The following is a 12,187-nucleotide window of genomic DNA, read 5'->3' as shown; positions in this document are numbered from 1 at the left end:
CCACATACGAGACGGCCCTAAGAAAAGCGCTTCGCCATCTATGCCGCTTGATACCACGACTGTCTGTCGATTCGACGGGTTCGAACGATGGCGGAACGGGTGTCGGCGTCCCTATTCGAGGTCTTTCTCGAACGTCATCTCCGACTCGTCCTCGTCTGCCTCCTCGTCGCGCTGCTGGCCGTTTGTCGGGCCTTCGGCCGGCTCTGCTGCCTGTTCGTCGGATTCTGCGACGACTTTGTCGGGTGACTTGATTGGTTCTTCTTCGTCGTCGGCCTCGGCGATGACTTCGTCGGGTGACTTGATGTCGTTGACCTCTGCACCGGCTTTGATCGCCTCGGCCTCCTGTTCGAGTTGTTCGACGTTCATCTCGGCGGCCTGGTCTATCTGGCCGAGGATGTCGTCGATGTCGTCGAGGCCGAGGAGTTCGCGCGTCTCCTCGTCGAACTCCATGCTGGAGAGGCCTTCCATGTCCTGTACGTCTGAACCGGTTAGCTGCTTGCCGTACCGGCCGACGAGCGAGGTGAGTTCCTGCGGGAGGACGAACGTCGTCGACTCGCTTTGACCGATGTTCGCCAGCGTCTCCATGCCTTTGTCGATGATGGCGCGTTCGCCCATCGACTCGGCAGATTTCGCACGAAGCACCGTCGAGATGGCGTCACCTTGCGCTTCGAGAATCTGCGACTGCTTTTCACCCTGCGCACGGATGATGTTCGACTGCTTTTCACCCTCTGCCTTCTCGACGGCGGAGCGGCGTTCACCCTGCGCTTCGAGAATCATGGCACGGCGACGGCGCTCGGCAGAGGTCTGCTGTTCCATCGCTTGCTGCACGTCTGCACTCGGGTTGACTTCGCGGACTTCGACGGATTCGACGCGAACACCCCACTCGTCGGTCGGTTCGTCGAGTTCCTTGCGGATGCGGGCGTTGATTTCCTGTCGCTTGTTGAGCGTGTCGTCGAGTTCCATGTCGCCGAGCACGGCACGAAGGGTCGTCTGGGCGAGGTTGGAGACGGCACGCTTGTAGTCGTCGACTTCGAGGAACGCCTTCTTGGCGTCCATCACTTTGATGTAGACGACGGCGTCGGCGGTCACCGGTGAGTTGTCGCGGGTGATTGCTTCCTGTCGTGGCACGTCGAGTGTCTGCGTCCGCATGTCGAACGCGTAGGTTCGAGAGACGAACGGCGGGATGAAGTTGATACCCGGTTCGAGGAGTCGTCGGTACTCCCCGAAGACCGTGAGTGCCTTCTTCTCGTAGGCGTCCACGATCTCCACCATCTGGTACACCGTGACGACAGCGAGGACGAGGACGAGGAGGCCGGCGACGGCGCCTCCGAGCCCCAACCCCACTTGGAGGGCAATAAGGTCCATAACTTGGTCTAGGGTTGGCCATATGATAAGTATTCGTGTACCACGGCAATCACGTCGGACGGTTTTTCCAAGACTGGAGCGGGGTCGAACCTGTCCGAGTCGGCGTCAGACCCGCTCTGCGTCTTCGGCTTCTCGTTCGCGTTCGTCTCGTTCACGCTGTTTTCGTGCCCGCTCTCTGGCGAGTTCACGGTCGATTTCGTCCTCACCGGGACCGAATCCCTCGACAGTTACGACGTTGCCACCGCCGGGGTCGACGACGACGATTTCACTTCCGACTTCGAGTTCGCCGTGGACTGACCGAGCGGCGTAGTAGGGATTGAACCCACCTTCGTCTAACTTGACTTCGCCGTCGGTTGGAGTGACGCGTTCCGTGACGCGCCCGGTCTTCCCTTTCAGTGCCTTCGAATCGCTCGTCTTCCCTTCGCCTTTGCCACCGTACAGGTCGAGTTCGCGGTAGCCGTACAGCGCGAGTGCTCCGAAGACGAACACGAGGAGGCCGAGGACGAGCGGGGTCGCAAACGGCCCGATGAGGAGCCCGACGAGTCCCGCGGCGAGGAGGGCAACGCCGAGGACGACGAAGTGGGCACCGGGAGCCATCGCTTCGGCGAGCGAGAGGCCGAGTCCAGCGAGAACCAAGACCAACGGAAGCGTCTCGGGGCCGATGAGGTCGAGCTGCAACGGGAACGGCGGGCGTGCCATAGGTGCTCTAGGGCCGTCGTCCGATTAAGGGTTGAGGGTGTGACGTATCCTGTCTGGGGGTCGGTGGTCGTCATCCAGAGTCAGTCGCGTCGACAGCAATCGCACGGAGTCGGTCGCGTCGACAGCGGTCACGCGGAGTCGGTCGGTTCGGCAGACACCGTCTCGTCATGGACGAAGGCGACAGTGTCGCCGTTCGAATCGCTGACGAGGAGGGTTCCGGTTGTCGTGTTCTCCGGCACCGAAAACACCGTCCAGACTCTTTCTGACTCGTTTGGCGCGAACAGTCCTCCGTTAGCGAATCCGCTTTTGTTCGTGAGGGGTTGGTAGCCGTACCGAACGCTGTCGGATTCGAGGACGAGCGACGATGACGGGAGCGACCCCGGTGACGACCCGTTGGCAGACACGTTGAGCGCCACGACGACGAACTGCGTGCCTTCGGGTGCAGTGTACGAGTCGTTCCCGATTGCGACCGAGTCTGTGGTCTGTGTGTTCCAGCGTGCGACGAGGTCCGCCGACGAAGACGGCGCGCTCGATACTGCGGAGACGGAGACACCACGCTGGCCGACCTGTGTGCCGAGTCCGTCGACGACCGGGCCGAGGGCGGCGACCGACCCAAGCGCGAGGACGAGAAGGAGGACAGCGACGACGACGACGCGGACGCTCGGCGGTGACCCAGATTTGAGATCTTCGAGCGACGAGGGGAGGCGGTCTCGAAGCGACACGTCACTGTCGCCCGAATTGCCAGAAAGGCGCGCTCGAATGCTGTCGAGCGGGAGCGAGGACACAGCATTCGCGACCGGTTCTGGCAGGTCGAACGGAAGTCCAAACTCGACTTCTGCAGTCTCGTACACGTCGCCGTCGGTGTACTGCTTGACGGTCTCTTCGAGTTCTTCGTCTTCGACGGTCTCACCGAGGGTGTCTAAATCGAGGAGTGTCACGTCGTGCTTCGTGCTGAATCCTCGGACTTCGTCGGTGAACTCGCCTTGCGTTGCGATGGAGATGACGTCTATCTGGCGTTTCTTCGCGTGCGCGACGAAGCCTCTGACGTGGTCCATCTCGACCGTCCCCTCGGCGGTGGGGAGAACGAGCATCATCCCCTTCGCCCCGTCACCACGCTGTCCCTGGACGAGGTAGCGGCCTTCGCCACGCGGTTGTACGTTCGTCTGCCAGTTGCGCTGCGTCCAGAGGTCTGCGAGGAAGCGGACGAACTTCGTTGGTTCGAGTTCGACGAGTCTCGCCATCGTCAGGCTCCCTCCACTCGGTCCCAGTTCGTTCGTCCGTCGTATCCGGTCATGTGGTGTCCGTGTTCGTTTAGTCGAGGTACGTGGACCATCGTTGGCGTGCGAATCATCGTCGGCGTGCGAGGAGTCCGGTGACGACGAACGCGATGACCACGAGTCCGGGCGAGAACGGAATCCCCGTGTTCGTCCCAGCGACTGCTGGTTCGAGTGGTGTCCGTTCGACGACCGGGTATGGGGTCCCAGTCGGCGTCGCCGCCGTCGAAGGTGGTTCGTCCGTCGTCGGAGTGCTGGTCGGCGTCGGTGTCTTGGCGTCGGGTTCGAGTCGGACCATCGCGTCGTCTGCGATGAGCGTCCCGTTGCTACTCCCGTTCGTCCGATACGGGCGGTCGACCGACGACGAGAAGTTCTGGTCGCGGTCGCGGTCGGTGTAGGAGAGTGCGAGCAGTTCGCTGTCGGTCAGTTGTCGACGGTCGAACTCGACGATGACGTTCTCGTGGTGTCCGGGTGGGAGATACGCGCTCGTCCCGAGGCGTTCTTCGTCGGGTGTCTCCACTTCGATGAAGCCACCCACAGAGAGGTTGACTTCGCTGATGGTGACGAAGGTTCCGTCCGTCTCCTGGTCGACGAACCGGAGACTCGCGTCGGATTCGAGAATCCGCATCGTCGTCTCGGTACTGTCGCGGTAGTCACGAACCCACAGCGGGAAGACGAGGCCACGGTCTTCTGGTGCGAACGTCAGATTTTCACGCAGTGTCCCGTTTTCGGAGACGGTCATCGGGACGAGTTTCAAGAACGGCTGCCCCGGGGCACGCGCTCGGAGTTCGACGACGCTTCCGGGCGCTAACGTCGACTCGCCGCTCACGTTGACCGACGGGGCGTCCCACGGGTAGATGGTCTCGTTGTCGACGGCCATCGACACTGTCGGTTTCACGAGTCGAACCCGGGAGCGTGCAGTGATGGTGTCTGATTCGACGAAGTCGCTGTGGTCGCCCTGCAGGGTCACCGTGACTTCGTAGTCTTCGGCCTCGCCTTCGAGCGGCAAGTCAGACGTGTCCCAGACGACGTAGACGCGGTCGGTTTCGAAGTCTGGAACGACCGTCGCGCCGTTTTCGGACGTGGCGAGGAACGTCTGTTGGTCGTGGTTGGGGCGCACTTCGAGTTGGTTCATCGAAACCTCGATTCCGTTTGCCGTCGCACCGCCGGCCACGTCGTTGGGCGACAGCGCCGATTCCAGACCGCTCTCGTTGAGACGGATGATGGCGAGGTCACCTTTGGCGACGGTCGTTCGCGCCGTCGACGCGGACTGGATTGACGCGGGCGAGAGCGACGAGTCGGTGCCGTTCAGACTGGCCGGGGCGACCAACGTCGACGCCGACGTGTTGCCTCGGGGTTCGACGTCGAGTTGGCCGATAGCACGTTCGACGCCCCCGATGGTCACGTTCATCAAGTACGTCGTCGGTTCGATTGGCCGACTGAGTTGCGCAGTGTGGAGGGTCTTGTTCCCACCTCCGGAGACGTAGTTCTCCGGCGTCCCGGTCGAGTTGTACGTGTCGATGGTGACCGTCGTCACACCTGCGCCGGTGAGTTCGACCGTCAGGTGGTAGCCGTAGTCGTCGCCGCCGACGTGGAGGACACCGGGGTCGGAGTGTCTCACCCGTATCTCGACGACGTCGCCACGCGTGACGGTCGTGACGTCCTGTTCGAACGAAGCGGTCGGCTCGCCGGCCGCAGCAGTGGGCATCGGAACCCACAGCGCCGCAACGAGAATCAGCACGGAAGCCAAGACGGAGGGTGCGCGGGCTACGTAACTCATGTCGTGTGTCCCGGTTGGGGTTGACGGCGATTTCGCTCGGGGTTACATAAATCAAAAGGCCCGATTATCAAAACGGAAATTCACCCCGGCAGCGAGGGCGGTGCGGCCGGCGTCAGGCAGCGCTCGGGAAGACGGTGATGAGGATGAGTCCAACTGCGAGAAGCACGCCGAGAAGCACGAAGACGACGTTCTCCGTCCGTGGCGACCCGGGTTCGATTGGCTCTTCCTCGACGGTCGAGTCGTCGACAATACCGTCTGGTCCAACGTCGTCGATACCGAATCGCCACTCGGGTTCGTCTTCGGTCTGCGGCTGGGGAGAGCGAGACATTAGTTACAGATAGGGGATGGGGCGGGAAAGGGCTACCGCACGCTTATCGGTTGTCGCGTTTGTGGCCGATGACGTCGCCTTCGTGGCCGATGACGGCACCTTCGTAGACGACACCGCGTTCCGCGTGGAGGGTAACGGTGGACCCTTCGTCGATTGTGCTGGGAAGCGGTGCGCCAGAAATCATCGGGATGTCGAGTTCACGAGCGACGAGTGCCGGATAGCCGGTCATGCCTGCTCGTGCATCGACGATTCCCGCGAGTTTGTCTGCATCGCCGTCGAACTCGCCATCGAAGTCGGCGGCGAGCGAGAGAATCGCCCCTTCGGGGACGTCTGAGAGGTCGCCATCGTTGGTCCGGTACAGCGGTCCGGCGACGCGCCCACCGACGATTTTGCGACCGGTGGCGATGGACTCTGCAGCCACGTGCACTTTGAGCATGTTCGTCGTGTTCGTGCCTTCGAGTTCGGTCATCATCCCGGAGAGGACGACGATGGTGTCACCGGACTCTGCGGCACCGGCGTCGAGGGCGGCCGTGACGGCGTCGTCCATCACGGACTCGACGCTCGTACTGTAGTCGGAGTACTCGGCCGACGAACCCCACAGAAGTGCGAGTTGGCGTCGCGTTCGGTCGTTCGGGGTGACGGCGACGACAGGGACACCCGGGCGGAACTTCGCCGTCTTCCGGGCGGTGTACCCGGACTCGGAGACGGCGACGATTGCCGCAGCGTTCACGTCGCGGGCGAGATAGCGGGCAGAGCGTGCGAGCGCCTCGGTTCGAGAGCCGTCGATGGCGGTCGGAACGCGCTGTTCTTGGCTCTCGTGGTACTCGGGGCTCTCTTCGACCTCTTCGACGATGCGGGACATCGTCTGGACGACGCGAACGGGGTGGTCGCCGACGGCGGTCTCGCCCGAGAGCATCACTGCGTCGGTGCCGTCCAAGACGGCGTTGGCGACGTCGGACGCCTCGGCACGAGTCGGGCGGCGGGAGTGGACCATCGAGTCGAGCATCTCGGTCGCCGTGATGACCGGGACACCTGCGTCTTGCGCTTTTCGGATGGTGCGCTTCTGGATGATGGGGACCTCTTCGAGGGGACACTCGACACCGAGGTCACCGCGGGCGACCATCACGCCGTGGGCTGCTTCGATAATCTCGTCGAGGTTCTCGACTGCACCGGCGCGTTCGATTTTCGCGATGATGGGGATGTCCGCACCGAGCGATTCGAGCGTGTCGCTGATGGTGTAGACGTCCGCTGCGTCGCGGATGAACGACGCGGCGACGAAGTCGACTTCCTTCTCGGCGGCGAGTTCGAGGTTCTCGTAGTCGGAGTCGGTGATAAGGTCGATATCGAGGTCGACACCGGGGACGTTCACGCCCTTTCGGGAGCCGAGTTCGCCACCGGAGACGATGCGAGTGAAGACCGACCCGTCTTCGACGCGGTCGACCGTCCCTTCGATACGGCCGTCGTCGAGCAGGATGGTGTCGCCGGGTTCGGCGGCAGCGATCGAGTACGAGAGACCGACGGCGTCGGGCGTGGCCTCATCGCCCTCGTAGAATCGGACTTCACTCCCCGTTTCGAGGGTGATGTCGTCGTCGATTGGTGCGGTTCGTACTTCGGGGCCCTGCAGGTCGAGCATGGCCGCGAGTGGTTCTTTGGTCGCTTCGTCCACGGACCGAATGGTGTCGATGACATCGGACCGATGTTCGACGGTTCCGTGACTCGCGTTCATCCGGGCAACACTCATCCCGGCGTCCGCGAGTCCCTGAATCGTCTCTCGGTCGAAGGATGCGGGACCGAGTGTACAGACGATTTTAGCGTTGCGCATAGCGCGCCCTACGAGCGAGGAATAAAAAAGCCCGATGATGAACTCGGTGTTGAGTAAGTGGTTCTCATACATACTCTATGTAGGTAATAGTCATTGTTTTTTGGCACAATATTGACTCTCGGAAAGTCAAGATTTCGGGTGTTTGAGCCCCTCACGGCGTGCTTTTCTCCCTTCGAGACTACACTCTAGTATGCGCTCGACCGACGAGTCTCCATCTCGGATACAGAGTGAGAGTGGTGGGTGGGCTGACGGTGGAATCGACGGGAGCGACGCGGCCGCAGAAGAGTCCGCGGCCACCACCGACGGTGGACTCCCCATGGGACCAGTCCCACCGGACAACGAGACACCGAGTTTCTACGACCGAAAGAGCCGAACGACCGGACTCGCGCGCCTGACCTACGAGTACTTCGAGCGTGCTCGGTACGAAGACCAAACGGTCCGACAGTCGTCCGATTACGTCGAACGCGACGTGCTCGCGTTCCCGACGTGGCCGCACGAGACCGTCCGAAACCTCTCGATTGCGTCGTTCTTCGTCGGGATGATTCTGTTCCTCTCGGCGACGATGCCACCACACATCGGTGCTCCCGCGAACCCGAGTCAGACGCCGGCGATTATCTTGCCCGACTGGTACCTCTACTGGTCGTTCGGGCTGCTCAAACTCGACCCGTTGAACCCTGAACTCGCCATCCTCGGCGGGCAGAAGATTATGGCCGACCGGACCTACGGCGTGCTCGCTAACGGCGTCGTCGTCGGCTTCATCGCCATCGTCCCCTTCCTCAACAAGGGTTCTGCACGCCGACCAGTCGAAGAGCCGTTCTGGGCCGCAGTGGGCGTCTTTGGCGTGGTCTTCGCGCTGACCATCTCGCTGTTGGCAGTCAAGAACCTCGTCCCGATGAACGTCGACCTGCTGTTCGACTTGACGTTCCTCCTGCCCATCGTCTTCGGGACGGTCACCTACGCGGTGCTCAAGACGATGCGCGAGGGCTACATGTACAACCTCAACCGTCGCTACTACCGACTCAGGCCGCCAAGAAAGGTGTGAGTCCGGAATTCCGGGCACCGAGACGGTCTCATGGTACCGAAACGGTCGTCCGGTAGATTTCCCCGTCGTACCGAACGTAGCCGGGGTCGATGAACTCGTTTCGGTCGGTTCCTTTCTCCAGTGTCACGCTCCCGTCTTCGCCGAGCGCGTCCCGGAAGACCTCCTGTTGTGCAGGCGAGAGATTGTCGTACGAGACTGCGCCTTCGCCTTGCGGGAGTTCCTCGACGCGCTCGACTGACAGGTAGCCCGACGCGTTGCTCCCGCCGAGACACCCCGCAGTGAGGACGAGCACGACCACGGCGAGTGACACACCCAATCGCATAGCTGAGAGTCCTGTGTCGTCGCTCATAGTGACTCCGATACGACGCTGACGTTCGAGGGGAAAACGGAAGGTACGGTCGGTCTCGACGAGGACTTACGAGGAGACAGTCGTGCGGTAGATACTACCGTCGTACCGGACGTAGCCGGGGTCGACGAACTCGTTACGGGCGGCCTCGTTCGGTAGCTGAACGGGCTCTCCGGTCGTCACTGCGTTCTCGAACGTTGCCCGCTGGTCAGGGTCGAGATTCGCGAACGCCACTGCGCCCTGCCCTTGGGGAAGTTCGTCCACGCGTTCGACAGTCAGCGTCCCTGCGCCGCCGCCGAGTGCACCCCCAACGAGGCCCGCAACGGCGACGAGTGCGCACACGATTCCTATCACGGTCCTGCCGCGGAGTTCCATAGACGACGCTGTGGAAGCAGCACGGATAGCCTCTGCGGTACTGTCGTGGGATTCGACGCGAAAAATCGAGTCGCGGGTCGCGGTTGGTCTCAGTTACTGGACCTTCGTGCCGGTGACGGCGTCACCGTAGGTCGTCAGGAGGTCGGCCTCGTCGCCAGCGGCGAGGAGCATCCCGTTGGACTCCACACCGAACAGCTCGGCTTTTTCGAGGTTGGCCACAATGATGACTTTCTTGCCCGGCAGTTCCGAGAGGTCGTGGAGCTGTTTGATGCCGGCGACGATTTGGCGCTCTTCGACACCGATGTCGACGGTCAGTTTGGCGAGTTTGTCCGCACCGTCGATGCCTTCGGCCGACAGAATCTCGCCGACACGGAGGTCGAGGTCCTGGAATTCGTCGAAGGAGATGCGGTCGTCTGCGATGGGTTCGAGGTCTGCGTCGTCTGCCATGTTCTCGTCAGTGTCCTCTTCGGACTCGTCGCTTTCGGATTCCGTCGCGGCGACGCGCTCGTCGAGCTTCTCGTTGAGTTCCTCGACGCGGTCGTCTTCTATCTTCTCGAACAGTGCTTCGGGTTCGCCGAACGACGCCGGTGGCGTCTCGAGCGCTGCTTCGATGGCCGTGTCTGCGACGGCCCCATCTTCGCCGAGTTGCTCCCAGAGCGCCTGCATCTTTGCGGGCGCGACCGGTTGGAAGATGACGGCGATTGCCTTCGCAATCTGGACGCAGTCGCGGATGACCTGTGCGGCCGCCTCGGGGTCTTCGTCGGTGAGTTTCCACGGTTCGTTCCGCTGGATGTACTCGTTACCGAACTGGGCGAGGCGGACGGCGGCGTTGCCGGACTTGCGAATCGAGTAGCCGTTGAGGGCCGCTTCGAACTCGTCGATGGCCTCCTGAATGCGCTCTTCGACTTCTTCGGACACGTCGGCGTCCGGCGTGCCCTCGAAGTTGCGGTACGCGAAGAGCATCGACCGGTAGAGGAAGTTGCCGACGGTGCCGACGAGTTCGCTGTTCACGCGCTCTTGGAACTTCGACCACGAGAAGTCGACGTCCTGCTGGAAGCCACCGTTCGTGGCGAGGTAGTAGCGAAGTAGGTCGGGGTGGAAGCCTTCGTCGAGGTACTCGTCGGCCCAGACAGCGCGGTTGCGCGAGGTCGAGAACCCTTTGCCGTTGAGCGTGATGAAGCCAGAGGCCATGACGGCGCGGGGTTCGATGTATCCTGCGCCCTTGAGCATCGCCGGCCAGAAGACGGTGTGGTGCTGGATGATGTCGCGGCCGATGATGTGGACGATGTCGCCCGACTCCTTCCATGCCTGCTCCCAGTCGAAGGTGTCGGCACCGACGTTCTCTGAGTACTGCTTGGTCGAGGAGATGTACTCGATTGGCGCGTCGACCCAGACGTAGAGGACGAGGTCGTCACCTTCCTCGCCGGGGTAGTCGATACCCCAGTCCATGTCGCGGGTGATACACCAGTCTTGGAGTTCGCCCTCGATCCACTCACGCGGCTGGTTCTGGGCGTTCGACGTCCCTTCGAGGCGGTCGATGAACTCCTGAAGGTACTCCTGTAGGTCGGAGACGGCGAAGAACTTGTGCTGGCGCTCGCGGTACTCTGCGGGGTTGCCAGTGAGCGTCGAGGTCGGGTTCTCTATCTCGCCGGGTTCGAGGTGACGACCACAGCCTTCGTCACACTCGTCACCGCGGGCGTGTTCGCCACAGTACGGACAGGCACCCTCGACGAATCGGTCGGGAAGCCACTGGTCGGCGTCGGGGTCGTACGCGACGGGAATCTCTTTCTCGTAGACGTAGCCCTCGGCTTCGAGCGTTTTGACGATTTCCTGCGTGAGTTCGGTGTTCGTCTCGTCGTGGGTGTGGCCGTAGTTGTCGAAGTCGATGTTGAACCGGGGGAACGTCGCTTCGTACTTCTCGTGGTGACGGAGTGCGAACTCCTCGGGTGTGACGCCCTCTTTCTCGGCGTTGACGGCGACTGGCGTGCCGTGCATGTCGGACCCACTGACGAAGGCCGTCTGTTGGCCGAGTTTTCGCAGCGAGCGACTGTAGATGTCGCCGCCGACGTACGTTCGAAGGTGGCCGATGTGGAGGTCGCCGTTCGCGTACGGCAACCCACACGTCACCACCGCGGGGTTCTCTGTCGGGAATTCCTCGTGACTCATATGTGTCGTGTATCTCGGATGCGGGCCTAAAGCCCGCCGGTACGGATGCGTCTGGCAGTCGATGCAGAAACAGCCCGGGGTTCGCCGGGTTCGGCTTCGCCGCGCGTTACCGCGACGAACACCGAAGACGGGTCCACCCGTGGCTAGAAGAGGACACGCATGCGCATGTTGTCGGGGAGGCCCGTCGCAATCACAGGAAAGAGAAGACTGAGGAGGGAGATAAAAGACGCGGCTTTTGTCGTCAGTCCTTTATCGAGACGCCGCCAAACCCGCAGAATCCACTAACGACGAGGTCAACGGCTTCGTGTTCGAGTTCGCGCCGCGGGCGTTCGTCTTCGGCCGCGCCGAAGATTGGAATCACGTCGAGTTGGACGTTCCAGTCGCGTGGGACGGTGAGTTCTGCACCACCGAACAGCGCCGTGACGTTGATTCGGGCGGTCTCTTCGAGTTCGGGAACCTCACGGAGGTCCACTTCGACAGACCCGAACAGCGCAGTAATCGCACCGCCGGTGAACCGACTGGTCGTCACACGCGCGTTCCGACCGCCGAAGATGGCGACGAGGTCCACGCGTTCACCGGTGACCGGTTCGACGGACGACCGGACGCGCCCGAGGACGACAGAGAGGCCGAGGATGACGAGGAGTATCGGCCACAGAGACAACACCTGCGACCCTGTTACGAGGTCGAGGGCGACGGCTTGCCACGCACCCGCGATGGCGATGAGGACGAGTGGGCCACCGACGTTTCGGAACCCGCTGGCGACGAGCGCGTAGATGCCGACGAGGATGAACAGCGACGGAATGTACCGGAACAGGCCGCTCGTGTCGTAGAGGCCGGTGCTGTTTGCGAGCAGTACGAGGCCGACGAGAACGATGGCGCCCCCGACGACCACCTGGTTAGAGATGCGTCTGTATGCCATGCTAGAGATAGGCAACAGACGGGGATAACCAGCGATTATGATTCTCGATTTTGTCGAAACACCCGAGATGT

General features: G+C 62.2%; 11 protein-coding genes. 1 reads left to right on the top strand and 10 read right to left on the bottom strand.

From position 1 onward, the window contains the following. Positions 1-111: 111 nt before the first annotated feature. From GJR98_RS14175 to pyk, 6 genes are all read right to left on the bottom strand, one after another. Positions 112-1,365, bottom strand: a complete 1,254-nt coding sequence (locus GJR98_RS14175; RefSeq protein WP_151139291.1) for an SPFH domain-containing protein — start codon at positions 1,363-1,365, stop codon at positions 112-114. Positions 1,366-1,470: 105 nt separating this feature from the next. Then, on the bottom strand, positions 1,471-2,064 hold the full coding sequence (locus tag GJR98_RS14170) for an NfeD family protein (RefSeq protein WP_151139290.1): 594 nt from the start codon (positions 2,062-2,064) through the stop codon (positions 1,471-1,473). 128 nt (positions 2,065-2,192) lie between these two features. Next, positions 2,193-3,305, bottom strand: a complete 1,113-nt coding sequence (locus tag GJR98_RS14165) for a restriction endonuclease (protein ID WP_151139289.1) — start codon at positions 3,303-3,305, stop codon at positions 2,193-2,195. Between the two features lie 106 nt (positions 3,306-3,411). After that, positions 3,412-5,118: a DUF7282 domain-containing protein gene (locus GJR98_RS14160; RefSeq protein ID WP_151139288.1), complete on the bottom strand. Its 1,707-nt coding sequence runs from the start codon at positions 5,116-5,118 to the stop codon at positions 3,412-3,414. 112 nt (positions 5,119-5,230) lie between these two features. Further along, the gene (locus GJR98_RS14155) at positions 5,231-5,446 is read right to left on the bottom strand and encodes a DUF7312 domain-containing protein (protein WP_151139287.1); all 216 of its coding nucleotides are present in this window, start codon (positions 5,444-5,446) and stop codon (positions 5,231-5,233) included. Positions 5,447-5,489: 43 nt separating this feature from the next. Further along, on the bottom strand, positions 5,490-7,268 hold the full coding sequence (gene pyk, locus GJR98_RS14150; RefSeq protein ID WP_151139286.1) for a pyruvate kinase: 1,779 nt from the start codon (positions 7,266-7,268) through the stop codon (positions 5,490-5,492). Positions 7,269-7,584: 316 nt separating this feature from the next. On the opposite strand from pyk, the gene GJR98_RS14145 reads away from it, so the two are divergent. Further along, positions 7,585-8,310, top strand: coding sequence for a cytochrome bc complex cytochrome b subunit (locus GJR98_RS14145; protein WP_151139466.1), 726 nt, complete (start codon positions 7,585-7,587; stop codon positions 8,308-8,310). A 28-nt stretch (positions 8,311-8,338) separates the two neighbouring features. On the opposite strand, the gene GJR98_RS14140 is transcribed toward GJR98_RS14145, so the two are convergent. The 4 genes from GJR98_RS14140 to GJR98_RS14125 all read right to left on the bottom strand — a co-directional run bounded on the left by GJR98_RS14140 (position 8,339) and on the right by GJR98_RS14125 (position 12,116). Continuing rightward, the gene (locus tag GJR98_RS14140) at positions 8,339-8,632 is read right to left on the bottom strand and encodes a hypothetical protein (RefSeq protein WP_151139465.1); all 294 of its coding nucleotides are present in this window, start codon (positions 8,630-8,632) and stop codon (positions 8,339-8,341) included. 93 nt (positions 8,633-8,725) lie between these two features. Further along, a complete protein-coding gene (locus GJR98_RS14135) occupies positions 8,726-9,031 on the bottom strand; it encodes a hypothetical protein (RefSeq protein WP_151139285.1) in 306 nt (101 codons plus the stop codon). Between the two features lie 93 nt (positions 9,032-9,124). Continuing rightward, positions 9,125-11,197, bottom strand: coding sequence for a methionine--tRNA ligase (gene metG, locus GJR98_RS14130; RefSeq protein ID WP_151139284.1), 2,073 nt, complete (start codon positions 11,195-11,197; stop codon positions 9,125-9,127). A gap of 241 nt (positions 11,198-11,438) precedes the next feature. Further along, positions 11,439-12,116: a LiaF transmembrane domain-containing protein gene (locus GJR98_RS14125; RefSeq protein ID WP_151139283.1), complete on the bottom strand. Its 678-nt coding sequence runs from the start codon at positions 12,114-12,116 to the stop codon at positions 11,439-11,441. Positions 12,117-12,187: the final 71 nt, after the last annotated feature.

The sequence above is a fragment of the Haloferax marinisediminis genome (assembly GCF_009674585.1).
GTDB lineage: Archaea > Halobacteriota > Halobacteria > Halobacteriales > Haloferacaceae > Haloferax > Haloferax marinisediminis.
This window is presented reverse-complemented; position numbering and strand designations above follow the sequence as displayed.